Source organism: Pseudomonas sp. MM227, assembly GCF_947090715.1.
GTDB classification, from domain to species: domain Bacteria; phylum Pseudomonadota; class Gammaproteobacteria; order Pseudomonadales; family Pseudomonadaceae; genus Aquipseudomonas; species Aquipseudomonas baltica.
On sequence record NZ_OX352319.1, the window covers coordinates 3,885,570 to 3,908,434 of the forward strand.

Here is a 22,865-nt window from a genome sequence, read left to right on the forward strand (position 1 = left end):
AGTTTCTCGGCGGCGCCCAGGCGCAGCGGATGCTGCGCCTGTACCACCTCTACCGCTTGACCATCGGCCTGTCGCTGGTCCTGCTGATTTCCAGCAACATGGACAACCGCCTGCTGGAAGTGGCCGATGGCGAACTGTTTCGCGCCGGCAGCTGGCTGTACCTGATCCTCAACATCCTGGTCGTGGTGCTGATGGGCAACCCGCGTCGGGTCTTGCCGGTGTTCAGCCTGGCCACTGCCGACGTGATCATGCTCGCGGGCCTGTTCTACGCCGGCGGCGGTACACCCAGCGGTATCGGCAACCTGATGATCGCCTCGGTGGCCATGGGCAATCTGCTGCTGCGCAACCGCCTGGGCCTGTTGATCGCCGCGCTGGCCACCATCGGCATCATCTACCTGACGTTCTACCTGAGCATCTCGCGCCCCACTGCCGCCAACGACTACCTGCAGGCCAGCACTCTGGGTGTGCTCTGCTTCGCCGTGTGGTTCGTGGTTCAAGGCCTCAGTCGCCTGCTGCGCACCAGTGAGAACCTGGCCGAGCAGCGCGCCAGCGACGTCACCAGTCTGGAAGCCCTGAACGCGCTGATTCTGCAGCGCATGCGCACCGGCATCCTGGTGCTGGACACCGAACTGCGGGTGCAACTGGCCAACCAGGGCGCCTTGGGGCTTTTTGGCCGCATGACACTCAATGGTGAGCTGATCGCCGTCCACTCACCCGACCTGATCGAACGGTTGCTGCAGTGGCAGACCAACCCTGCCCTGCGCGTGAAAAGCCTCAAGTTCTCCCCTACCGGGCCGTCGATCCAGGCCAGCTTCATTGCCCTGCGTCGCGGCGGTGAACAGCAGCAGACCCTGGTGTTTCTCGAAGACCTGTCGCAGATCGCGCAGCAGGCCCAGCAACTCAAGCTGGCCGCGCTCGGCCGACTTACGGCCAGCATCGCCCACGAGATCCGCAACCCGCTGGGCGCCATCAGCCATGCCGGGCAATTGCTGCAGGAATCCGAAGCCCTGCCGGTAGCCGACCGGCGTCTGACGCAGATCATTCAGGATCAATGCAAGCGCATGAACCTGATCATCGAGAACGTGCTGCAGCTGTCGCGCCGGCGCCCCAGCGCACCGCATCCGCTGGACCTCAAGGCGTGGCTGGAAAACTTCGTCAGTGACTTTCGCACCACCGCGCGCCCGGGCCAGCAACTGCACATGTACGTCAGCGACGGCACCCTGGAAACCCGCATGGATGCCAACCAGCTGACCCAGGTATTGAACAATCTGGTGGAAAACGGCCTGCGCTACAGCGCCCAGCAACAGGGTCGCGCGCAGGTCTGGTTGAATCTTTTCGTGGAGCCGACCGACGGCCTGCCGATCCTCGAGGTGCTGGACGATGGTCCGGGCTTTGCCGCCGATCAGTTGCAGCACATGTTCGAGCCTTTCTTCACCACCGAAAGCAACGGCACCGGGCTGGGCCTGTATATTTCCCGCGAGCTGTGCGAAAGCAACCAGGCCCACCTAGACTACAGAGCACGTGAAAAAGGGGGCAGCTGCATGCGCATCACCTTCGCCCACCCGCGCAAACAGGGATGACTATGAGCGCCAGGCAAAAAATTCTGATCGTGGATGACGAGCCGGACATCCGCGAACTGTTGGAGATCACCCTCGGCCGCATGAAACTGGAAACCCGCAGCGCACGCGACGTCAACGAGGCCCGCGAATGGCTGGGGCGCGAACCGTTCGACCTGTGCCTGACCGACATGCGCCTGCCCGACGGCACGGGTCTTGAGCTGGTTCAGTTCATCCAGCAGCGCTACCCGCATGTGCCGGTGGCGATGATCACCGCGTTCGGCAGCCTGGACACCGCCATCAATGCGCTCAAGGCCGGCGCCTTCGATTTCCTCACCAAGCCGGTCGACCTGCCGCGCCTGCGCGAGCTGGTCGGCACCGCGCTGCGCATGCCGGCGCCCGCCCCGGTCGGCAAGGAACCGAGCATCGACCAGCGCCTGCTTGGCGATTCGCCACCGATGTTGGGGCTGCGCAAGCAGATCGGCCGGCTGGCACGCAGCCAGGCGCCGGTCTACATCAGCGGCGAGTCGGGCAGCGGCAAGGAACTGGTCGCCCGGCTGATTCACGAACAGGGCCCGCGGGCGGATCGGCCGTTCATTCCGGTCAATTGCGGCGCCATCCCCGCCGAGCTGATGGAGAGCGAATTCTTCGGCCATCGCAAGGGCAGTTTCACCGGTGCCACCGAAGACAAGCCGGGGCTGTTTCAGGCGGCCAATGGCGGCACGCTGTTTCTCGACGAAGTGGCCGACTTGCCGTTGACCATGCAGGTAAAGCTGCTGCGCGCCATCCAGGAAAAGGCCGTGCGCGCCGTGGGCGGGCAGACCGAAAACGTGGTCGATGTGCGTATTCTGAGCGCGACCCACAAGGACCTCGCAGCCGAGGTGGCGGCGCAGCGTTTTCGCCAGGACCTTTACTACCGACTCAACGTGATCGAGCTTCGGGTGCCCTGCCTGCGCGAGCGCCGTGAAGACATTCCGCTGCTGGCTGCCAGTGTGCTGGCACGCCTGGCGCAGGGCAGTGGCCTGCCGCCCGCGCAGTTGACCCCGGCAGCACTGGAAACCCTCAAGGGCTACCGCTTTCCCGGCAACGTGCGCGAACTGGAAAACATGCTCGAACGGGCCTACACCCTGTGCGAAGACGATCGCATCGAGGCGAGCGACCTGCGCCTGAGCGAAACGGCAGTCAGCGTGGAGTCCGGCGAACCCAGCCTGGCCCAGGTCGACAACCTGGAAGACTACCTGGAAAGCGTCGAGCGCAAGCTCATCCTGCAAGCGCTGGAAGAAACCCGCTGGAACCGCACGGCAGCAGCGCAGCGGCTGAACATGTCGTTCCGCTCGATGCGCTACCGCCTGAAAAAGCTGGGCCTGGATTGATTCCCTGCCACCGTGTCAAGCCGCGTCGGCGGTGTATGTGGTATGCCTGAATGAACGCGGTGCGGCCGGACGCGGCTCGCGCCGCTGCTACAGGACAATATGATCCCCGTAGCAGCGGCGCAAGCCGCGTCGGCGGTGCATGCGGTGTGCCTGAATGAACGCGGTAGGGCCGGACGCGGCTTGCGCCGCTGCTACAGGACAACGGGATCCCCGTAGCAGCGGCGCAAGCCGCGTCGGCGGTGTATGCAGTGTGCCTGAATGAACGCGGTGCGGCCGGACGCGGCTCGCGCCGCTGCTACAGGGGGATGCGGTTTTGCGGCGCGTAGGGGGCTGGATCGATCACGGCTTCGCGACCCAGCAGCAGGTCGGCCAGCAGGCGACACGACGCTGGCGCCAGCACCAACCCATTGCGGTAGTGCCCGCAGTTCAACCACAAACCCGGATGCTGCGGCAGCGCACCAATGAACGGTACCCCCTCCGGCGACCCCGGACGCAACCCAGCCCACTGTTGCACCGGCGTGGCCTCGGCCAGGGCCGGCAGCAGATCGACCGCCGAGGCCTGCAAGCTGTTCAGCGCCTCTACCGTTGGCGTCTTGTCGAAGCCCGCATGCTCCAGCGTGCTGCCGATCAATACATGCCCATCGCGGCGGGGAATGGCATAGCGCCCCTTGGCCAGTACCATGCTCGGCAAAAAATCGGCTGCGCATTTGAACAGGATCATCTGCCCCTTAACCGGCTCCACCGGCAAGTCGATGCCCAGGGTCTGCAACAACTCACCGCTCCAGGCACCCGCGGTCAGCACCACCTCGTCGGCCAGCACCTCCCCCTGCGCTGAATGCACGCCGACCACCCGCTGGCCATCGAGCAAAAAACCCTGCACTTCACACTGCTCGCGCACCGTCACGTTGGGCAGCGCCGACAAGGCCGCTTTCAAAGCCTTGATCAAGCGTGGATTGCGCACATTGGCGACATCGGCCATATGGATCGCCCGCCCGAACCCGGGCCCCAGCACCGGCACGGCCTCGTAGGTAGCTGAAATATCCACTGCCGCCAGCGGCCGACCATTGGCCCGTGCCCAGGTAAGCGCCTCGGCTTCATCGTCCAGGTCCAGCCAGTACAAACCGGTGGTGTACACCTGCGGATCGATGCCCGTATCGACGGCCAGGCGCTGCCCCAGGCGCGGATAGAAATCCTGCGACCAATGCGCCAACGCCGTAACCGCCGGGCTGTAGCGCCAGGGATACAGCGGTGAAACGATGCCACCGCCGGCCCAGGAAGACTCCTGGCCGACCGCACTGCGGTCGATCAGGGTAATGCGACCCGCATGGGCAGCAAGGTTGTAGGCCGTCAGCAGGCCCATCACACCGCCGCCGACAACCAACACATGGTCAGACATGAAACGATTCCAAAGAAGGCTCAGCGGCCCCAGCAGGTGGCAGAGGTGTTGCCGGCAGCCATGCCGGTGTTGGTCCGCGCGCCGGTTTGATTGATGACGAAACTGCCGCACTTGTCACCGACCATCATGCTGCCGGGCTTCGGCGCGGCCGTCAGGCTGAACGTTGTGGCGTCCTTTGCCGTCACGATGTTGTACCAGGCATTGCCCGCCACGTCGGGCACGTTGCCGTAGCTGCCGGTCCGTGTGAACCCCCTCTCGAAATTCTGCGCACCTTCGGCCAGCACCTGGCCGATCTCAACCCGGTGCGTGCGCTTCACGTACTCGGTGTAGCTGGGGTAGGCAATGGCCGCCAGGATACCGACGATGGCGACCACGATCATCAACTCGATAAGGGTGAAGCCTTGTTGCCTGCTCATACGGACACTCATTGTCGTTGTTGCCACATGATACGGCGGTTCGGGGAAACCACCTGTTGTTTAGGAGACCCGCCGCCACTGCCTGTCGTAGAGTCACCCGTGCTAGGCAGTTGAATAGCAACCATGTCATTCCCGTTGGAATCGACATAAGAGATCATTGATGCGGTATTGATCAAACCTCCCGATACGATCATTCCCGCAGTTGCCTCAGTACCGTTCAGGATGTTGAAATTCGTGATCATCTTGCCATTTTCGGCGTTCACTTCCATCAGCTTACTTGACCCAGCGCTCGAACATGGGTCCGAAACGTCAAGAATAGCGGTAGTGAAAAAAATGTTACCGTCGATCAACAAGGGTGGATAAAGCACCCGCTCCCCTGTCGATGTGGTGCCGTAGGTCAGCGGCATGTACCAACCCTTGCGGGTGTTGTAATCCACCTCATTCTGGCTGGTGTAGACCTTGGTGCCGGTGATATTGGTGATGGTCTGGCGTTGCAGCACCGACTCGGTGTAGTTCGCGGTCGAACCATTGGCGTCGACGATGGCGTAGAAAGACTGGGTCGTAGTTGTAGTTTTGTCCGCCACCTCGTTGAGCTTGCCTGTACCAAAGAAGATGATCTGCCGGCCCAGAGTGTAATTGCCTATGGTTGGCTGTGCGGTGATAGCTTGGGTCGCGCCACCCGAAGCTGTGAACAGTGGCGTATTGGCGAACCCGACCACGCCATTCGTGGTACTGGTGAAATCAAATTTCCACATGCGCCCTTTCAGATCGCCACCATAGGCGTACTGAATAACGCCTTGGCTGTTTATGTCCAGCGCTACCGAGGACAGACCGTTGTCGGTTTCGCCTGTTGTAACGATCGGGGTCTGGATCTCTTTGATCAACGCGCCGGTAGCCAGATTGATCACAAACAGCGACGCGCGCCCCGTCGTACTGCCGTAACCGTTCGAGATGAATGCTGCCCAGGTACCGTCTTTCAATCGGGCCACTTCCGGCTTGCCATAGGCATAGCCCATGTTGCTGTAGCCCGTGGTGTTACTGTTGATTTCCCAAAGGGCACGAGTGGTATTGCTACCACCGGCTTCAAACAGCTGCAACGCATAATAAGCCCTGCCGCCAGCCCCCACACCGCCCAAAGCCAGCGTTTTCCAGCCGTTGTTGATTTGAGCGTCTGCGACAGTCAACTGACCGTCATTCAAGAACTTATGGCCAACACCATTGATATAGTTGGGGTTGGCTACTGCGTTCAAATTGGCCAACGTAGTAGATGGCAGATAGGCATAGCGCCTTGTGCCATCGGTATTCAAAACGTTGGTCATCCCATCATTGCTGTTGACAACCAGAGCGGGGTTCATGCTCGCAGCCTTGGTCCCAAGGTACGTGGTATAGCTGAAATCGCCTGTCGTGTCGGTAGTGGTAATGGCAGTGGGCGAGGCATACACCAAGGGTGAGTTGATGATGTCGCCCAGCAATACCGAGCGCGTCTTCAGCCCGGTCTTGTTGGTGCCTTTCGTCCACTCGATCAGGTCATTGGCGGTAACTGGATTGAGCAGAGTGTTGAGACTCGATGCACCGACGGCCAGGGTAGCGATCTGGGCAGGAGAGAAATTCAGCAATGATAGTGCGATGGGCTGGCTGGTGAGTATGTTCCACGACTGAAAAATCGTAGTCCCGGCCGACTTAACCTTGTCATCCGTGCTCCATACCGCCGTTGCGCCAGGATTGCCTGAACTGTCCAGGTTATAGGCGCGTACCGTACCGCGCCAGTCGGTCGGGTCGTAGAATGTTTGATAGTACTGCGAAGACGCTGTGAGATTGACCGAGTTCACCGAACCGCCCCCGCCTGAACCAGCCTTGGAAGCAATATCGTTAAGCGCAGCGGTCAAGGCAGCGCTCAAGCCTGCAGCATCAGTGGCTTGATAGTATTTGCCTTGGCCATAACCGGTCTTTTCAGCCGCATCTTTGAGCATCTGATTGTCAGCAGCGAAGCCTACTGTGTAAGTGGACATGTTCTGCTTGGGAAAATCCGCAGCATCCCAGCTCTTGCCGGCGGTATCTGTCCCGCCGGACCGCATGTCAATATCATTGGCAAACTTGGCGATGTCATCCAGGTACAACGTGTCACCCTCACCGTCACCAGTCAGGTTATCGCCATCATTGCTGCTGTCACCGTCCCAGTTTGGCAGCCTTGATCCCCCGAGTGGGTCATTGGTGGGGAAAGTGCGGTCATAAGTAGGCAGGCCGTCAGTGATCACTACCCCGTAGTTCTTTTGGCAGCGGTACTGAATAGGGCTGGTGTAGGTATTGGGCGTGCTGTTGTAGTAAGGCGCCATCCCCCTGAAATAACGCGTCACCTCGTAGTAGGCTTCCGCCAACGGTGTGTTGGCGATGGCCCCCAGGTCGCCGATGGCATTGATCAATGCGTTGTAGTTGCTGTTCGCTTGGGCTGTGGTGGTAGAACTGTTGGCGCTCAAGTCGGCAATCGCGCGGGGAATATTCCCACCCGGGCCTGGGTTGCCGGGAGCCGGCGGGTTAAAGGTGGCCAGACCGATACGCAGGTTGCGATTGGCGTTGACCAGCGCGGTCGCCGCGTCTCGTGCAACGTTGATCCGATAGTCTCCGGGCACCGTTGTGTCGGCAATGTAGTCACGGCTGGTGCTGCCGCTCGGCAGCCGGTCGATCAGGTAAGAGATGTACCGTGATGAATAGCGGGTGCTGCCGTTGCCCACCGGATCCGGGAGGCGCAGGCAATACACCGTGTTGGTACCTCGCGTGAATCCCGAATAACCGAATGAGCATCCACCCCGGTTGAAGCTGCTGTAGAACAGATTTTCACTGTCCATGTCGATGTTTGTGACACTGAATCGGTCGCAGAACGTGGCGTAGTAGCAGTTATAGATCGTTGGACGACTGGTAGCCTGATTGAAGTCGGCTGTGCGGATCAGGTTATTCATACTACCGGAGTCATCCACCAGCAACATCACATTGGGCGTGACCGACCCCGAGCTGAGCAACGGAGAGTCCGCTGGTGCGAAGGCATACAGCGGAGCACTGACGTACAATCCAGCAAGCATCCCGGAACAGAACTTGATCACGCCGCGCATTCTACTGCTGCTTGGCATAGACACTCTCCAGCACCGTTCGCGAAGTACCCTGGATGCCTACCCCGGTAATGCGATACAGCTCATAGAATTTTTTGGTGGTGTTGATTGGCGAACCACTTGCAAGAATCGACGGGTTGTTGGTGGTACCCACTTTCTGAATGGCGTAATAGCCAGACCCGGACTGCACCCAAACCACACCATTGGCGGCAATATAGTTGCTGGTGCCAATGGTATTGGCGTTGGTCGGCGGGGCACAGGTAACTGCGGTATTGCAGAAAGTCAGGGTGTAGGCTTCTGGCTTCACTGTATTTTCGCCAATGCGCAGCATGGCTTCGGCTATCTGGAACGAGCCGTTGCGCAGGGTCACGCTGCCTGCCATCTTTTCCTGCAATGTCGCGTTCTGCATCGACGACACGCCGATCAAAGTCAGCAAGAGCAGAAAGACCAGGCACACTACCAACGTCATCCCACGTTGCGTGCTCGTTGCGCTGTAATGGGTGTGCATACTCATTGAGTCCTCATCACAGCAGCCGATTGCGTAAGGCAATCACGGTGTTGAAAGTCCGGGTTTGCGCGCGGGTATTGGGTGCAGCCGCCTGGTCGGCGAGCTGCAAACTGATGCGCACACTGCGGATCAAGTCGAAGTTGGTAGGCGTGGCAACGTAGCTGCTGGCATTGATGTTAGCCGCGGATGAGGCCACGCCGAAAGTCACGTCAAAAGCCAGCACGTTGCTGATCAACGGGCTTTGGCTGTTGGCTAAACTACCCGCCAACACTTGATTGTTGGCAAAGGTATAGACGACCCGACGTATCGGAATGACCTGCTGACCAGCCAGTGCGGCAGGCATGGCTGCCGGTAAGTAGGCTGTTGAAAAACTGCGGCAGTCAGTAAGAATGTTCCAGTCGGCATTGGCGCCGTTATTGCCCACGTCGGCAGTGATCAACGTGAGAATCACGCTGTTGTTAGTGCCGCGGGTAATAGTGATCGGCGAGGCGTACGCGGCGGTGAAGTCTTTGGTAAGCGTGCTGTCGAGCGGATTGGCTTGGCAGCCAAAAAACCCTGTCATGCGAATTTCCTGGGCCATCTTGCTCATCAGAAAGCGTCCATCTTCCTGAATGCCCGCCGCAGCGTTCTGGCTCTGGTAAGTATTCTTCGCCGTGAGAAATATCTGGGTGACGCCCAACACGATGACCAGGCCCAGGGTCATGGCGACCATCAGCTCGATCAGGCCAATGCCTCGGGATGAGCGTCTCATTTGATCCCCTTGTCGATGGCCACGCGACTGGTCAGCGTGAAACTCTGCAGGCCATCGCCGACGCTCTGCACATTGGAAACGTTGGCTGCGTTAGTCGCACGCGCGTCACTCCACTGCAAGGTGATGGTAACGACGCGGTTATTTACGGCGATGCTGCTACCCGCGCTGACCCCGCCGATGGCCTTGGCATTGGCGGCGAAATCGGCAAGATCCTGGGCCCGGACGTCGCTTGCGTTGCCCGCGGGTGCCGCATCGAGGTTGGCCAGCACGTAGTTGGCGTCGGGGTTGGCACGAATGCGGTCCATCATGTCATAGGCAATGAAACTGGCCTGGCTGGTGAGCGCCGAGCTGTCGGTGAACTTCAGGGCGTTGAGCTGCAACGCTGCTGCCCCGAGCAGGCCGATCCCCATGATCAGCAGCGAAACCAGGACCTCGATCAGGCTGACCCCTGCTTGCCCCCTGCGCATGCTCATGGACAGGTGCCCCCCAGTATCACGCGCCCGTTGAGGCACACACCGATGGCCTTGGTGTAGGTACCCTGCGTGTAGGAAAACGCGACTGCCGTGACGGGATTGGCCAGTGCGCCCAAATTGTTGTACTCGATGTTGGCAATGTTGTTGGGTTTCACTACAGCTGACGCAGACATGTCTGCAATCACGCGTAACACCGGGTTGGTCACGACGCCAGCATTGACGACTTGAATATCGAGGCGGCTGGTCCAGTCGTTCGCGACCGAGGGCGTGACACGTATGCTCGCTCCCCGGTTTATCGCCTCGAGGCGCGCATAGTTGAGGGCGCGGTACAAATCTGTCGACTCGGTGTCAGCCTTGGTGTTGTTGATCAGGCCGACAAACGACGGGATTCCTATGGTCACCAGTATGGCCAGCACTGCGATGGTCACCATCAGCTCGACCAGCGTAAACCCCTTGTAACCATGCCGCATTGGACGCCTCCCCCAAGAGCATCGACTATAAACCAGCGCTCGCGCGGTTCGGTGCGCGCACAGGATATACGGTTGTTCTAGAGGGATCAGCGCCTATTGCAGGGAAACCCAGGGAGGGTTGGCATGTACAGTAAAGGAGTTACGTTAGTGGAGCTGGTGGTGGTGCTGGCGGTGGTCGCGATACTGGCTGCGATTGCCATGCCAGCCCTGCATGAGTTTCTGCAGGAGCAGCGGCGAAAAGTGGTGGCGCAGGAACTTGCTTTCACATTGCGCATGGCCCGGTCGGAAGCGATCCTGCGGCAGACGCCTGTGGTGGTAAGGGGGTTCCACCGGGGCTGGGGTTGGGGCTGGGTCACACTGCTGGATATTCGAGGTCTGAGCACCGCCAGAGGTACGCACCTCAATACCCATATCCTCGATGGCAAGGTGCCTGTCATCGGCAATAAATGGGTACGCCACGAGGTGCGCTTCGATAGTTTCGGCGCACCTGCCGGCGTCAAAGGGGAGTCAAATGCCGGGTCTCTGTTTTTTTGCGATCCGAAGCGCGCACGGTTACGCTGGCGTGTCGTGATCGACTGGGTCGGCAGGGTCCGAATCACTGATCTTCCAGATCCGCAGTCTGCCGACTGGTGCGGCAAACCGCGCTAACCGATCGTCTTCACCCGCAATTCCTTGGGCATCGAGAACGTGATGTTCTCCGGCCGACCGATCAACTCGTCGGCACCGGTCGCACCCCAGGCGTGCAGTTGCTCGATGACACCGCGCACCAGCACCTCGGGCGCCGAGGCGCCAGCGGTAATGCCGATACGCTGCACGCCGTCGAACCAGCCTTGCTGCATGTCCTGCGCGCCGTCGATCAGGTACGCCGGGGTGGCCATTCGCTCGGCCAGCTCGCGCAGCCGGTTCGAGTTGGAGCTGTTCGGGCTGCCCACTACCAGTACCACGTCGCACTCGTCGGCCAGGATCTTGACGGCGTCCTGGCGGTTTTGCGTGGCGTAGCAGATGTCGTCCTTGCGCGGCCCGCCAATGGCCGGGAAGCGCGCGCGCAACGCGTCGATGACCCGGCTGGTGTCGTCCATCGACAAGGTCGTCTGGGTCACGAAGGCAAGGTTTTCAGGGTTGATCACATTCAGGTTGGCAACGTCTTTCTCGTCTTCGACGAGGTAGATGGCGCCGCCGTTGCTGGCATCGTACTGCCCCATGGTGCCTTCGACTTCCGGATGCCCGGCGTGGCCGATGAGAATGCACTCGCGGCCGTCGCGGCTGTAGCGAGCCACTTCGATGTGCACCTTGGTGACCAGCGGGCACGTTGCATCGAACACCTTCAGGCCGCGCCCGGCCGCTTCCTGGCGCACGGCCTGGGAAACGCCGTGGGCACTGAAGATGACGATGACGTCGTCAGGCACCTGGTCGAGTTCGTCGACGAAGATGGCGCCACGATTGCGCAGGTCTTCGACCACGAACTTGTTGTGCACCACTTCGTGGCGGACATAGATCGGTGCGCCGAAGACTTCCAGGGCGCGGTTGACGATCTCGATCGCTCGGTCCACACCCGCGCAGAAGCCACGTGGATTGGCGAGTTTGATTTGCATGCTTGCCTCGGTGCCCTTAAAGGGCGGTGACCGAAAGAATTTCCACCTCGAAGGTCAGGGTCTTGCCTGCCAACGGGTGGTTGAAGTCTACCGTCACTTCGTTGTCGTCGAATGCTTTCACCACGCCCGGAAGCTCGGTGTTGGCCGCGTCGTTGAAGATCACCAGCAACCCTTCGGACAGCTCCATGTTCGCGAACTGCGCGGCCGGCATGACTTGCACGTTCTGCGGATTGGGCTGGCCGAAAGCGTTTTCCGGCAGCACCTTCACGGTCCGTCGGTCGCCGGCCTTGAAGCCGAACAAGGCGGCTTCGAAACCCGGCAACAGGTTGCCATCGCCGACCTTGAAGGTCGCTGGCGACTTGTCGAACGTACTGTCGACGGTGTCGCCGTTTTCCAGGTGCAGGGCGAAGTGCAAGGTCACTTCAGTGTTTTCCCTGATGCGCTGATCAGTCATTCACCGCTTCTCCGGTTTTCTTGCTCTTGAACATATCCAACGCCAGCATGATCGCACCGACGGTGATGGCGCTGTCGGCCAGGTTGAACGCCGGGAACCGCCAGCGATCCTGCCAATGCACCAGAACGAAGTCGACCACATGGCCGAGCACGACACGGTCGAACAGGTTGCCGACCGCGCCGCCCAGCACCAGGGCCAGCGCTATCGCCAGCCAGGTGTCGCTGCGCCCCAGGCGCTTGAGCCAGACCACCAGCACCACGCTGACCACCACGGCGATCAGGGTGAACAGCCAGCGCTGCCAGCCGCCACTGTCGGCCAGGAAGCTGAAGGCGGCGCCGGTGTTGTAGGCCAGGGTCCAGCTGAGCAGGTCGGGAATGACCACGATCTGCTCGTACATCTGCAGGGTGCCGTCGAAATAGAACTTGGTGGCCTGGTCCAGCACCATCACCAACACGCTGAGCCACAGCCACTTCAAGTGGCCGTAGCGACCGAAGGACGCCGACGAATCAGGCATAGTGGCGCACCTCGCCATCACCGCTGATGTTGTCGACGCAGCGCCCACAGATTTCCGGATGCTCGGGGTCCACGCCCACGTCGTCACGGAAGTGCCAGCAACGCGCGCACTTCACGCCACTCGACTTGACCACTTTGAGCTTCAATCCGGCGACCTCGGTGACCACCGCATCGGCCGGAGCCTGGGCGAATGGTGCCAAGGTGGCACCCGAGGTGATCAGCACGAAGCGCAGCTCGTTGCCAAGCTTGGCCAGGTCGGTGTTCAGGGCGTCTTCGCTGTACAGGGTCACTTCGGCCTGCAGGTTGCCGCCGATGGCCTTGGCGGCGCGCAGGTTTTCCATTTCCTTGTTGACTGCGGTCTTCACCGCCATCACGCGTTCCCAGTAGGCGCGATCCAGCTCGAAGCCCTCGGGCAACTCGCTCAGGCCCTGGTACCAGGTGTTGAGCATCACCGATTCGTTGCGCTCGCCCGGCAGGTACTGCCACAGCTCGTCGGCGGTGAACGCCAAGATCGGCGCGATCCAACGCACCAGCGCCTCGCTGATGTGGTACAGCGCGGTCTGGCAGGAACGCCGGGCAACGCTGTTGGCGCCGGTGGTGTACTGGCGATCCTTGATGATGTCCAGATAGAAGCCGCCCAGCTCCTGCACGCAGAAGTTGTGCACCTTGGAGTAGACGTTCCAGAAGCGGTATTCGCCGTAGTGCTCTTCCAGCTCGCGTTGCAGCAGCAGCGCCCGGTCGACGGCCCAGCGGTCCAGGGCGATCATCTGATCGGCCGGCAGCAGGTCGGTGGCCGGGTTGAAGCCGCTGAGGTTGGAGAGGAGGAAGCGCGCCGTGTTGCGGATGCGACGGTAGGCGTCGGCACTGCGCTGCAGGATGGTGTCCGACACGGCCATTTCGCCCGAATAGTCGGTGGCCGAAACCCACAGCCGCATAATGTCGGCGCCCAGGGTGTCGTTGACCTTCTGCGGGGCGATGACGTTGCCCAGCGACTTGGACATCTTGCGGCCGTTTTCGTCAACGGTGAAGCCGTGGGTCAGCAGCTCGCGATACGGCGCATGGTTGTCGATGGCGCAGCCGGTCAGCAGCGAAGAGTGGAACCAGCCGCGGTGCTGGTCCGAACCTTCCAGGTACAGGTCGGCACGCGGGCCGCTTTCGTGGCCCATCGGGTGCGAGCCGCGCAGCACGTGCCAGTGGGTGGTGCCCGAGTCGAACCAGACGTCCAGCGTGTCGCTGATCTTGTCGTAGTTGGCGGCGTCATCGCCCAGCAGCTCGGCGGCGTCCATCTTGAACCAGGCTTCGATACCTTCGACTTCGACGCGCTTGGCCACCTCTTCCATCAGCTCGACGGTGCGTGGGTGCAGCTCACCGGTGGCCTTGTCGAGGAAGAACGGAATCGGCACGCCCCAGTTGCGCTGGCGCGAGATGCACCAGTCGGGACGGTTGGCGATCATCGAGTGCAGGCGTGCCTGGCCCCAGGCCGGGACGAACTTGGTTTCCTCGATGGCTTTCACCGCGCGCTCGCGCAGGGTATCGCCTTCGACGGGTGGCTTGTCCATGCCGACGAACCACTGCGCCGTGGCGCGGTAGATCAGCGGGGTCTTGTGCCGCCAGCAGTGCATGTAGCTGTGACTGACCACTTCGGTGTGCATCAACGCACCGACTTCGGTCAGCTTGTCGACGATGTTCGGGTTGGCCTTGAAGATGAACTGGCCGCCGAAGAACGGCAGCGATTCGACATACACGCCATTGCTCTGCACCGGGCCGATGATGTCGTCGTTGGTCAGGCCGTACTGCTTGCAGATGTTGAAGTCGTCCACGCCATAGGCAGGCGAGCAGTGAACCACACCGGTGCCCGCGCCCAGTTCGACGTAGTCGGCCAGGTACACCGGCGACAGGCGGTCATAGAACGGATGTCGGAAGTTGATCAGCTCGAGCTTGGCACCCACGGTAGTGGCGAGCACCGTACCTTGCAGGCTGTAGCGCGCCAGGCAGCTCTCGACCAGTTCTTCGGCGAGCACCAGCAGGCGATCACCGACGTCGACCAGGGCGTAGGTGAATTCTGGATGGACGTTGAGCGCCTGGTTGGCCGGGATGGTCCACGGGGTGGTGGTCCAGATCACGATGCTGGCCGGCTTCTCCAGGCCGGGCAGGCCGAAGGCGTCGGCCAGGGCCTGCTGGTCGGCGATCGGGAAAGCGACGTCGATGGTCGGCGACTTCTTGTCGGCGTACTCGACCTCGGCCTCGGCCAGGGCCGAGCCGCAATCGAAGCACCAGTTCACCGGCTTGAGGCCCTTGAACACGAAGCCGTTGCGGACCATTTCGGCCAGGGCACGGATCTCGCCGGCCTCGTTGGGGAAGCTCATGGTCTTGTACGGGTTGGCCCAGTCGCCCAGCACGCCCAAACGGATGAACTCGGCCTTCTGCCCTTCGATCTGCTCGCTGGCATAGGCGCGACACAGTTCGCGGGTCTTGTCGCCGCCCAGGTTCTTGCCGTGGGTGACTTCGACCTTGTGCTCGATCGGCAGGCCATGACAGTCCCAGCCCGGCACGTACGGCGCATCGAAGCCGGCCAGGGTCTTGGAACGGGTGATCATGTCCTTGAGGATCTTGTTGACCGCATGACCGATGTGGATATTGCCGTTGGCATAGGGCGGGCCGTCGTGCAGGACGAACTTGGGACGGTCCTTGCCAATCTCGCGAAGCTTCTGGTACAGGCCAATGCTGTCCCAGCGCTGCAGAGTTTGCGGCTCGCGCTGGGGCAGGCCGGCCTTCATTGGGAAGGCGGTGTCCGGAAGGTTTAGCGTGGCTTTGTAGTCGGTCATTTCAGGCTCTTCAATTTAAGCGGTTGGCTTGGCCCAGTGGGCACGCGCGGCGGCGACATCCGCATCGATCGCCGACTTCAGCGCCTCAAGCGAGGCGAAACGCTGCTCATCACGCAGCTTGTGGTGGAACGCCACCGTTAAATGCCGGCCATAGAGGTCACCGGCAAAGTCCAGCAAATGCACTTCCAGGTGGGCACTGCCATCACCTGCAACGGTTGGCCGCACGCCTATGTTGGCGACTCCTGGCCAGGTCTTGCCGTCGATGTCGACACTGACCAGGTATACCCCGGTGAGCGGCGCACGACGGCGCTTGAGTTGCACATTGGCAGTGGGCCAGCCCAGTTGGCGGGCCAGCTTCTGACCATGCAGGACCCTTCCTTCGATGCAGAAGGGCCGGCCGAGCAACTGCCCGGCACGTTCGAAGTCGGCCGCAGCCAGAGCCTTGCGGACCTGGGTGCTGCTGACGCGGACGCCGTCCATTTCGACGGTCTGCGCCGACTCGACGGTAAAGCCCTGGAGGCTGCCGGCCTGGGTCAGGAAATCGAAGTCCCCTGCCCGGTCGCAGCCGAAGCGGAAGTCGTCACCAACCTCCAGATGTTTCACGCCCAGGCCGTCGATCAGGATGGTGTCGACGAACTCCGATGCACTGAGCTGGCTCAGGCGCTTGTTGAAAGCCAGGCACAGCACCAGATCGACCTGTTCCGCAGCCAGCAGCTGCACTTTGTCGCGCAGCCGGGCCAGACGTGCCGGCGCGGTCTGCGGGCTGAAGTATTCGCGCGGCTGGGGCTCGAAGATGACCACACAACTGGGCACGCCCAACTCGCGGGCACGCTCGCGCAGCCGGGCCAGAATAGCCTGGTGGCCACGATGGACACCGTCGAAATTGCCAATGGTGGCGGCGCAGCCCCGATGCTGGGGCCGCAGATTGTGAAGGCCTCGAACCAGCTGCATAACGCGCTTCTTGCTCATAAAGTGGTCGATTATAACCATACCCACGCGTCGACGACAGGCAACAGCGTGCATGGATGTTCGCTAACGCATAAAACCGCTCGCGGCCAAGGGCAGCCAGTGCGCTCGAGGATCACGCCAGCCCGCGGCGAGCGAAGTCCTTGAGGCGGAAGCCCATGGCCAACAACATTCCGAAATACACTAGCACGCCTGTCAACACCAACAGCCCCAGGCGCAGGAAGCGCTCGAGCATCTGCCCGTCGGCCCAGGCCGGCATGTACTGCAGCAGCACCAGCAAGGCAGCGGCCATGGCCAGCACGGCCACGCCCAATTTGCACAGAAAGGCGGTCCAGCCCGGCTGCGGCTGGAACAGGTCCTGCTGACGCAGCTTCCAGTACAGCAACCCGGCGTTCAGGCAGGCGCCCAGGCTGATCGCCAGCGCCAGGCCTGCGTGCTGCAGATGGCTGATGAACATCAGGTTGAAGACCTGTGTCGCCACCAGGGTGAAGATGGCGATCTTCACCGGCGTGCGAATGTTCTGCTGGGCGTAGAACCCGGGCGCCAGCACCTTGATCAGGATGATCCCCAGCAGGCCGATGGAATAAGCGATCAGCGCGCGCTGGGTCATGGCCGCATCCAGCGCGGTGAACTTGCCGTACTGGAACAAGGCCACGGTCAAGGGCTCGGCGAGCAACGCCAGGGCCACCGCGCACGGCAGGACCAGCACGAAACACAGGCGCAGCCCCCAGTCGAGGATGCGCGAGTATTCATGACGATCCCTGTTGGCGTAGGTCTTGGCCAGGGTCGGCAGGAGGATCGTGCCCAAGGCTACGCCCAATACCCCCGACGGCAGCTCCATCAGGCGGTCGGCGTAGTACATCCAGGACACCGAGCCGGCCACCAGGAACGAGGCGAACACGGTATTGATGATCAGCGAAATCTGGCTCACCGATACACCGAGGATTGCCGGCAGCATCTGCTTCATCACCCGCAGGGCACCGGTATCGCGCAGGCTCAGGCGTGGCAGCACCAGCAGGCCGAGCTTTTTCAGATGCGGCAGTTGATAGAGCAATTGCGCCAACCCACCCGCCAGCACGGCCCAGCCGAGCGCCATGACCGGCGGATCGAAATAGGGCGTGAGGAACAGGGCAAACAGGATCATCGACACGTTCAGCAGCGTGGGCGTGAAAGCTGGAACCGAGAAGCGGTTGTAGGTGTTGAGGATGGCACCGACGAAGGACGACAGCGATATCAGCAATATATAAGGAAAGGTCACCCGCAACAGATCGCTGGTGAGCGCGAATTTCTCCGGGGTATCGGCAAAACCCGGAGCGGTTGTCCAGATCACCCACGGCGCAGCGAGTATCCCGGCCACCGTCACCAGCGTCAGTGCGAGGGTCAGCAGGCCGGCGACGTAGGCAATGAAGGTACGCGTGGCCTCCTCGCCCTGCTGGCTCTTGTACTCGGCGAGAATGGGCACGAACGCCTGGGAGAAGGCGCCTTCGGCGAAGATCCGGCGCAGCAGGTTGGGCAGCTTGAAAGCGATGAAGAAGGCATCGGTGGCCATGCCGGCGCCGAAAATGCGCGCAATGATGGTGTCGCGGACGAAGCCCAACACCCGCGAAACCATGGTGATGGAGCTGACCGCGGCCAGGGATTTAAGTAGGTTCATCGAAAGTTTTTCATGCCCGTTGACGAAGAGCAGGCCCATATCCGGCCCAGGTGTGCGATACTCCGCGCCGCATCAGCAGGCAGAGCCAGAACTTCGCGAGTGTACAGGTCGCGGGACAGAAGTGAATCACTTCGACACCCGGCCAACCACTTAGCGGATCGTCTCACGTACCCTTGACAACCAACTCGTTGATGGGCATGATTCGCGGCCTTATTTGTTTGCTATTTCAAAAAGTCTTTCGAGGAGCTCGACGGTGGCCAACTCACCTTCCGCCAAAAAACGTGCAAAACAGGCTGAGAAGCGTCGCAGCCACAACGCCAGCCTGCGTTCCATGGTTCGCACCTACATCAAGAATGTAGTTAAAGCCATCGACGCAAAAGACGCAGAAAAAGCACAAGCTGCTTACGTTCTGGCCGTGCCAGTTATCGACCGTATGGCCGATAAAGGCATCATCCACAAGAACAAGGCTGCTCGCCACAAGGGCCGTCTGAACGGCCACATCAAAGCACTGAACCAGGCTGCTGCTGCCTGATCAGCTGTACGATGTAGAAAAAGCCGACCCCAGGGTCGGCTTTTTTGTGCCCGTGTGAATGTGCCGGTATCGCAGTGCCCTTTTCGCGGCCGATGACCGCTCCTACGGTGGGCTATGCATGTCTTCCGCAGGAGCGGTCCGTGGCCGCGAAGGGTGCGACGCGGCTTACCTGACACACCGCAGTGCCCTTTTCGCGGCCGATGACCGCTCCTACGGTGGGCCATGCATGTCTTCCGTAGGAGCGGTCCGTGGCCGCGAAGGGTGCAACGCGGTTATTCGGTCCAGGGGCGAATCGGGATGGCGGTCACGGCGTTTTGCGGGCTGCCTTCGATCATGCGGTCGCTGTAGACCAGATACACCAGGGCGTTGCGCTTCTTGTCGTGGAAACGGACCACCTGCATGGTCTTGAACACCAGCGAGGTGCGCTCCTTGAATACTTCCTCGCCCTCCTTCAAGTTGCCCGGCAGCTGGATCGGCCCGACCTGGCGGCAAGCGATGGATGCTTCCGCACGGTCTTCGGCCAGGCCCAGGCCACCCTTCACTCCGCCCGTCTTGGCGCGCGACAGATAACAGGTCACGCCAGGCACCTTGGGATCATCGAACGCCTCGACGACGATGCGATCGTTGGGGCCGACAACCTTGAACACCGTGGACACCTGGCCGATTTCCTCGGCACTCGCCAGCATCGGCAGGCACAACATGGCAGCCGCGAGGGCTTTGAGCACTTTCATCGAAACGTTCCTGTAGGGATCAAACGAGGATCAGGTTGTCGCGGTGCACCAGCTCGGGCTCGGCCATATAGCCCAGCAAGCGCTCGATAACGTCCGACGACTGACCAATGATTTTCTGGGCTTCCAGCGCACTGTAGTTGGCCAGGCCGCGTGCGATCTCGCGACCATCGGGCGCCACGCACACCACCATTTCACCCCGCCGAAAACTACCCTGGACCACTTTCACGCCTACCGGCAGCAGGCTCTTGTGGCCACCGGTCAGGGCTTGCACGGCCCCTTCGTCGAGTACCAGGGTGCCGCGGGTCTGCAAGTGTCCGGCCAGCCATTGCTTGCGCGCGGCGAGCATTTCACGCTCGGGCGACAGCAGCGTACCCAGGCGCTCGCCGGCCTTGAGCCGATCGAGCACGCGCTCGATACGGCCACCGACGATCACCGTATGCGCCCCGGAGCGAGCCGCCAGGCGTGCGGCCCGCAGCTTGGTCTGCATGCCGCCACGCCCCAGCGCGCCGCCGGTACCGCCGGCAACCGCATCCAGCGATGGGTCGTCGGCACGCGCTTCGAAGATCAATTGTGCATCGGGGTTGGTGCGCGGATCGGCATCGAACATGCCGTCGCGATCGGTGAGGATCACCAGCAGGTCCGCCTCCACCAAGTTGGCCACCAGGGCCGCCAGGGTGTCGTTGTCGCCGAAGCGGATTTCGTCGGTGACCACCGTATCGTTTTCATTGATGACCGGCACCACGCCCAGCTCGACCAGGGTCCGCAGGGTACTGCGCGCATTGAGGTAGCGTTTGCGATCGGAGAGATCGTCGTGGGTCAGCAGGATCTGCGCAGTGTGCCGGCCATGCTCGGCAAAGCTAGACTCCCAGGCCTGCACCAGCCCCATCTGGCCGATGGCGGCGGCAGCCTGCAGCTCGTGCATGCCACTGGGGCGCTTGACCCATCCAAGACGACTCATGCCGGCCGCTACAGCCCCCGAAGAGACCAGCACCAGCTCGACCCCGGCATTGTGCAAAGCAACCATCTGCTCGACCCAGACACTCATCGCCGCGCGATCCAGACCCTTGCCGTCCGCGGTCAGCAGCGCACTGCCGATCTTCACGACCCAACGCTGCGCACCCGTCACCTTGCTCCGCATCATCTGCCAACCTTTGCCCGGTAGAAAAACAAAAACGCCGCTCATGGTGAGCGGCGCTTAGTTTAACACTGGAGATCACTGTGGGAGCGGTCATCGGCTGCGAAGAAGACACCGTGGAGTGCCAGGCACACCGCGGTGCGCCCTTCGCGGCCGCGGGCCGCTCCTACAGAAGCGGGACCTGCACCCATACGCACTAGTCGCGGACGTAGATGATTTCCGGGCCGTCTTCGGCGTCTTCTTCTTCCCAATCGTCGTCATCGCCGATGTCGTGGACGCTCTTCACGCCGCTGCGGCGCAGTGCGCGCTGATCATCCAGGGCCTGCAGCTGCGCGCGAGCCTCGTCTTCGATGCGCTGGTCGAGCTCGGCCAGCTCATCGGCATAGGCCGGGTCACGGGCCAGGCGATCGGCACGGTCTTCAAGGTAGCGCATGATGTCGCGGCTCAGGCGCTCGGTACCTTCCTTCGCGATGGCCGAGATCACGTAGACCGGACCTTCCCACTCCAGGCGGTCGACGATTTCCTTGACCCGCTCTTCGTGCTCCTCTTCCAGAATCTGGTCGCACTTGTTGAGCACCAGCCAGCGCTCGCGCTCGGCCAGCGACGGACTGAACTTGACCAGTTCGTTGACGATCACTTCGGCGGCATCGGGAGCGCTGGTTTCATCCAGCGGCGCCATGTCGACCAGGTGCAACAGCACGCGCGTACGCGCCAAGTGCTTGAGGAAGCGGATACCCAGGCCGGCACCGTGCGAAGCGCCCTCGATCAGACCGGGAATGTCGGCTACCACGAAGCTCTTCCAGCGATCGACACTGACCACACCCAGGTTCGGCACCAATGTGGTGAACGGGTAGTCCGCCACCTTGGGCTTGGCCGCGGAGACCGAGCGGATGAAGGTGCTCTTGCCAGCATTGGGCAGGCCCAGCAAGCCAACATCGGCCAGCACTTTCATTTCCAGCTTGAGGTCACGCTGCTCACCCGGCTTGCCCGGACTGGTCTGGCGCGGCGCGCGGTTGGTACTGGACTTGAAGCGGGTGTTGCCCAGACCGTGCCAGCCGCCGTGTGCGACGAGCAGGCGCTGACCGGCCTTGACCAGGTCACCGATCACTTCCTGGGTGGAAGCATCGATCACCGTGGTACCTACCGGTACGCGCAGCTCCATGTCTTCACCTTTCTTGCCGGTGCAATCGGTGCTACCACCGTTGGCGCCGCGCTCGGCATCGAAGTGGCGGGTATAGCGATAGTCGACCAAAGTGTTGAGGTTTTCGTCGGCGATCATGTAGATCGAGCCGCCATCGCCACCGTCGCCGCCGTTGGGGCCGCCATTCTCAATGAATTTTTCACGGCGAAAGCTCATGCAGCCGTTGCCACCGTCACCCGCTTTCACGCGGATGGATACTTCATCTACAAACTTCATGAAAAATACGCCTCTCGCCGCAGGGACGAGCTAATGAAACTGAAACGTAAGGCTCTTGCGAAAATGAGCGCGGCAAACCCGTCAATGACTCTCGTACCGACAGCCCATGCAAACCTTTGCAAGAGACTCACTCCAAAAACGAAAAAGCCCCGTCGCAAGACAGGGCTTCTCCAGCGACGTCGCGATTAAGCTGCGACAACGCTCACGTAACGACGACCGAAGGCGCCCTTTACTTCGAACTTGATCACGCCTGCGACTTTCGCGAACAGGGTGTGATCCTTGCCCATGCCAACGCCGTAGCCAGCGTGGAACTGGGTGCCGCGCTGACGCACGATGATGTTGCCTGGGATGATAGCCTGGCCGCCATACATCTTCACGCCAAGGCGTTTGGCTTCTGAGTCGCGACCGTTACGGGTACTACCACCAGCTTTTTTGTGTGCCATGAGTCAATTCTCCTAGTGAGGAATTAGGCTGAAATTAAGCCTGAATACCGGTGATTTTGATCTCGGTGTACCACTGGCGGTGGCCCATGCGCTTCATGTGGTGCTTACGACGACGGAACTTGATGATGCGGACCTTATCGTGACGACCTTGGGAAATCACTTCAGCCACAACGGTAGCGCCGGCAACCACTGGAGCGCCGATGTTCACGTCGTCGCCATTGGCGACCAACAGAACGCGATCAAAGGTAACGGATTCGCCGGTGGCGATTTCCAGTTTCTCGATCTTCAGGTATTCACCTGGGGCGACCTTGTATTGCTTGCCACCGGTAACGATTACTGCGTACGACATGGTATTTCTCCGATAATCCTGCTCACCCAGCTCTTTATAAGTAGAGTGTCGGCTGGCATGGCTGCATGGGTTGGAACGCCCCAAATGCAATTGCGTAAGGCAGGTGCTGCCCAGGAAGTTCAGGGTGCGCGATTGTACGCAAGCGGCGAACCTCTGACAAGAGGCCGCCAGTCGCCTCATTGGCTTGGCGGACCTGGCAGAACGCCTTTC

General features: G+C 61.2%; 22 protein-coding genes. 4 read left to right on the forward strand and 18 right to left on the reverse strand.

Annotated features, from left to right (window positions below; all coding sequences use genetic code 11):
• The first annotated feature begins 29 nt into the window (after nt 1-29).
• Both ONG87_RS17680 and ONG87_RS17685 read left to right on the forward strand, forming a co-directional pair.
• Nucleotides 30-1,580: a PAS domain-containing sensor histidine kinase gene (locus ONG87_RS17680; protein ID WP_192054939.1), complete on the forward strand. Its 1,551-nt coding sequence runs from the start codon at nt 30-32 to the stop codon at nt 1,578-1,580.
• Nucleotides 1,577-2,929, forward strand: a complete 1,353-nt coding sequence (locus ONG87_RS17685; protein WP_122475311.1) for a sigma-54 dependent transcriptional regulator — start codon at nt 1,577-1,579, stop codon at nt 2,927-2,929. Before ONG87_RS17680 ends, ONG87_RS17685 begins: the two co-directional genes overlap by 4 nt.
• A gap of 295 nt (nt 2,930-3,224) precedes the next feature.
• Here the strand turns inward: ONG87_RS17685 and thiO are convergent, their stop codons facing one another.
• From thiO to ONG87_RS17720, 7 genes are read right to left on the reverse strand one after another with little or no spacing between them, the layout of a single operon-like run.
• The gene (gene thiO, locus ONG87_RS17690) at nt 3,225-4,325 is read right to left on the reverse strand and encodes a glycine oxidase ThiO (protein ID WP_264381758.1); all 1,101 of its coding nucleotides are present in this window, start codon (nt 4,323-4,325) and stop codon (nt 3,225-3,227) included.
• A 20-nt stretch (nt 4,326-4,345) separates the two neighbouring features.
• Nucleotides 4,346-4,741 carry a type IV pilin protein gene (locus ONG87_RS17695; RefSeq protein ID WP_264381759.1) on the reverse strand — a complete coding sequence of 132 codons (396 nt, stop codon included), beginning with the start codon at nt 4,739-4,741 and terminating at the stop codon, nt 4,346-4,348.
• Nucleotides 4,742-4,749: 8 nt separating this feature from the next.
• Nucleotides 4,750-7,845, reverse strand: coding sequence for a pilus assembly protein (locus ONG87_RS17700; protein ID WP_264381760.1), 3,096 nt, complete (start codon nt 7,843-7,845; stop codon nt 4,750-4,752).
• Nucleotide 7,846: 1 nt separating this feature from the next.
• Nucleotides 7,847-8,356 (reverse strand): PilX N-terminal domain-containing pilus assembly protein, encoded by a 510-nt coding sequence (locus tag ONG87_RS17705; protein WP_192054757.1) that lies wholly within the window; start codon nt 8,354-8,356, stop codon nt 7,847-7,849.
• 10 nt (nt 8,357-8,366) lie between these two features.
• Nucleotides 8,367-9,101, reverse strand: coding sequence for a PilW family protein (locus ONG87_RS17710; RefSeq protein ID WP_185795213.1), 735 nt, complete (start codon nt 9,099-9,101; stop codon nt 8,367-8,369).
• Nucleotides 9,098-9,574 carry a type IV pilus modification protein PilV gene (gene pilV, locus ONG87_RS17715; RefSeq protein WP_192054759.1) on the reverse strand — a complete coding sequence of 159 codons (477 nt, stop codon included), beginning with the start codon at nt 9,572-9,574 and terminating at the stop codon, nt 9,098-9,100. The genes ONG87_RS17710 and pilV overlap by 4 nt, the downstream gene beginning before the upstream one ends.
• Nucleotides 9,571-10,044, reverse strand: a complete 474-nt coding sequence (locus ONG87_RS17720) for a GspH/FimT family pseudopilin (RefSeq protein WP_185795211.1) — start codon at nt 10,042-10,044, stop codon at nt 9,571-9,573. The genes pilV and ONG87_RS17720 overlap by 4 nt, the downstream gene beginning before the upstream one ends.
• 123 nt (nt 10,045-10,167) lie before the next feature.
• On the opposite strand from ONG87_RS17720, the gene ONG87_RS17725 reads away from it, so the two are divergent.
• Nucleotides 10,168-10,692 (forward strand): GspH/FimT family protein, encoded by a 525-nt coding sequence (locus tag ONG87_RS17725; RefSeq protein WP_185795210.1) that lies wholly within the window; start codon nt 10,168-10,170, stop codon nt 10,690-10,692.
• Here the strand turns inward: ONG87_RS17725 and ispH are convergent.
• The 6 genes from ispH to murJ form a co-directional block, all read right to left on the reverse strand.
• Nucleotides 10,689-11,636 carry a 4-hydroxy-3-methylbut-2-enyl diphosphate reductase gene (gene ispH, locus ONG87_RS17730; protein ID WP_185795209.1) on the reverse strand — a complete coding sequence of 316 codons (948 nt, stop codon included), beginning with the start codon at nt 11,634-11,636 and terminating at the stop codon, nt 10,689-10,691. The genes ONG87_RS17725 and ispH overlap by 4 nt on opposite strands.
• 16 nt (nt 11,637-11,652) lie before the next feature.
• Nucleotides 11,653-12,090 carry a peptidylprolyl isomerase gene (locus tag ONG87_RS17735; RefSeq protein WP_264381761.1) on the reverse strand — a complete coding sequence of 146 codons (438 nt, stop codon included), beginning with the start codon at nt 12,088-12,090 and terminating at the stop codon, nt 11,653-11,655.
• Nucleotides 12,083-12,604: a signal peptidase II gene (lspA, locus tag ONG87_RS17740; protein ID WP_264381762.1), complete on the reverse strand. Its 522-nt coding sequence runs from the start codon at nt 12,602-12,604 to the stop codon at nt 12,083-12,085. Before lspA ends, ONG87_RS17735 begins: the two co-directional genes overlap by 8 nt.
• On the reverse strand, nt 12,597-15,428 hold the full coding sequence (ileS, locus tag ONG87_RS17745) for an isoleucine--tRNA ligase (protein ID WP_122475329.1): 2,832 nt from the start codon (nt 15,426-15,428) through the stop codon (nt 12,597-12,599). Before ileS ends, lspA begins: the two co-directional genes overlap by 8 nt.
• A 15-nt stretch (nt 15,429-15,443) precedes the next feature.
• Nucleotides 15,444-16,379: a bifunctional riboflavin kinase/FAD synthetase gene (gene ribF / locus ONG87_RS17750; RefSeq protein WP_122475330.1), complete on the reverse strand. Its 936-nt coding sequence runs from the start codon at nt 16,377-16,379 to the stop codon at nt 15,444-15,446.
• A 130-nt stretch (nt 16,380-16,509) separates the two neighbouring features.
• Nucleotides 16,510-18,048 carry a murein biosynthesis integral membrane protein MurJ gene (gene murJ, locus ONG87_RS17755; protein ID WP_264381763.1) on the reverse strand — a complete coding sequence of 513 codons (1,539 nt, stop codon included), beginning with the start codon at nt 18,046-18,048 and terminating at the stop codon, nt 16,510-16,512.
• A 253-nt stretch (nt 18,049-18,301) separates the two neighbouring features.
• Between murJ and rpsT the strand changes: the two genes are divergently transcribed.
• Nucleotides 18,302-18,580 (forward strand): 30S ribosomal protein S20, encoded by a 279-nt coding sequence (gene rpsT / locus ONG87_RS17760; protein WP_043192805.1) that lies wholly within the window; start codon nt 18,302-18,304, stop codon nt 18,578-18,580.
• 272 nt (nt 18,581-18,852) lie between these two features.
• Here the strand turns inward: rpsT and ONG87_RS17765 are convergent, their stop codons facing one another.
• The 5 genes from ONG87_RS17765 to rplU form a co-directional block, all read right to left on the reverse strand.
• Nucleotides 18,853-19,311 (reverse strand): CreA family protein, encoded by a 459-nt coding sequence (locus ONG87_RS17765; protein ID WP_122475332.1) that lies wholly within the window; start codon nt 19,309-19,311, stop codon nt 18,853-18,855.
• A gap of 19 nt (nt 19,312-19,330) precedes the next feature.
• Entirely contained in the window at nt 19,331-20,449 is a 1,119-nt protein-coding gene (gene proB / locus ONG87_RS17770) for a glutamate 5-kinase (protein ID WP_122475717.1), read from the reverse strand.
• A gap of 193 nt (nt 20,450-20,642) precedes the next feature.
• Complete coding sequence (gene cgtA / locus ONG87_RS17775) at nt 20,643-21,863, reverse strand: Obg family GTPase CgtA (RefSeq protein WP_122475333.1); 1,221 nt, start codon at nt 21,861-21,863, stop codon at nt 20,643-20,645.
• Between the two features lie 185 nt (nt 21,864-22,048).
• Nucleotides 22,049-22,306 (reverse strand): 50S ribosomal protein L27, encoded by a 258-nt coding sequence (rpmA, locus tag ONG87_RS17780; protein WP_008371588.1) that lies wholly within the window; start codon nt 22,304-22,306, stop codon nt 22,049-22,051.
• Nucleotides 22,307-22,340: 34 nt separating this feature from the next.
• Entirely contained in the window at nt 22,341-22,655 is a 315-nt protein-coding gene (rplU, locus tag ONG87_RS17785; protein ID WP_003176051.1) for a 50S ribosomal protein L21, read from the reverse strand.
• Nucleotides 22,656-22,865 lie beyond the last annotated feature (210 nt).

Excerpts from the sequence above, each read along its gene's own strand:
- ONG87_RS17720 (WP_185795211.1), bottom strand. The coding sequence starts at position 10,044 with ATGCGGCATGGTTACAAGGGGTTTACGCTGGTCGAGCTGATGGTGACC.
- ONG87_RS17765 (WP_122475332.1), bottom strand. The coding sequence starts at position 19,311 with ATGAAAGTGCTCAAAGCCCTCGCGGCTGCCATGTTGTGCCTGCCGATG.
- proB (WP_122475717.1), bottom strand. The coding sequence starts at position 20,449 with ATGCGGAGCAAGGTGACGGGTGCGCAGCGTTGGGTCGTGAAGATCGGC.
- ONG87_RS17710 (WP_185795213.1), bottom strand. The coding sequence starts at position 9,101 with ATGAGACGCTCATCCCGAGGCATTGGCCTGATCGAGCTGATGGTCGCC.
- rplU (WP_003176051.1), bottom strand. The coding sequence starts at position 22,655 with ATGTCGTACGCAGTAATCGTTACCGGTGGCAAGCAATACAAGGTCGCC.
- ribF (WP_122475330.1), bottom strand. The coding sequence starts at position 16,379 with ATGCAGCTGGTTCGAGGCCTTCACAATCTGCGGCCCCAGCATCGGGGC.
- pilV (WP_192054759.1), bottom strand. The coding sequence starts at position 9,574 with ATGAGCATGCGCAGGGGGCAAGCAGGGGTCAGCCTGATCGAGGTCCTG.
- murJ (WP_264381763.1), bottom strand. The coding sequence starts at position 18,048 with ATGAACCTACTTAAATCCCTGGCCGCGGTCAGCTCCATCACCATGGTT.
- rpmA (WP_008371588.1), bottom strand. The coding sequence starts at position 22,306 with ATGGCACACAAAAAAGCTGGTGGTAGTACCCGTAACGGTCGCGACTCA.
- thiO (WP_264381758.1), bottom strand. The coding sequence starts at position 4,325 with ATGTCTGACCATGTGTTGGTTGTCGGCGGCGGTGTGATGGGCCTGCTG.
- cgtA (WP_122475333.1), bottom strand. The coding sequence starts at position 21,863 with ATGAAGTTTGTAGATGAAGTATCCATCCGCGTGAAAGCGGGTGACGGT.
- ONG87_RS17725 (WP_185795210.1), top strand. The coding sequence starts at position 10,168 with ATGTACAGTAAAGGAGTTACGTTAGTGGAGCTGGTGGTGGTGCTGGCG.
- lspA (WP_264381762.1), bottom strand. The coding sequence starts at position 12,604 with ATGCCTGATTCGTCGGCGTCCTTCGGTCGCTACGGCCACTTGAAGTGG.
- ONG87_RS17695 (WP_264381759.1), bottom strand. The coding sequence starts at position 4,741 with ATGAGCAGGCAACAAGGCTTCACCCTTATCGAGTTGATGATCGTGGTC.
- ONG87_RS17680 (WP_192054939.1), top strand. The coding sequence starts at position 30 with ATGCTGCGCCTGTACCACCTCTACCGCTTGACCATCGGCCTGTCGCTG.
- ONG87_RS17685 (WP_122475311.1), top strand. The coding sequence starts at position 1,577 with ATGACTATGAGCGCCAGGCAAAAAATTCTGATCGTGGATGACGAGCCG.
- ONG87_RS17735 (WP_264381761.1), bottom strand. The coding sequence starts at position 12,090 with ATGACTGATCAGCGCATCAGGGAAAACACTGAAGTGACCTTGCACTTC.
- ispH (WP_185795209.1), bottom strand. The coding sequence starts at position 11,636 with ATGCAAATCAAACTCGCCAATCCACGTGGCTTCTGCGCGGGTGTGGAC.
- ONG87_RS17705 (WP_192054757.1), bottom strand. The coding sequence starts at position 8,356 with ATGAGTATGCACACCCATTACAGCGCAACGAGCACGCAACGTGGGATG.
- ONG87_RS17700 (WP_264381760.1), bottom strand. The coding sequence starts at position 7,845 with ATGCGCGGCGTGATCAAGTTCTGTTCCGGGATGCTTGCTGGATTGTAC.
- ileS (WP_122475329.1), bottom strand. The coding sequence starts at position 15,428 with ATGACCGACTACAAAGCCACGCTAAACCTTCCGGACACCGCCTTCCCA.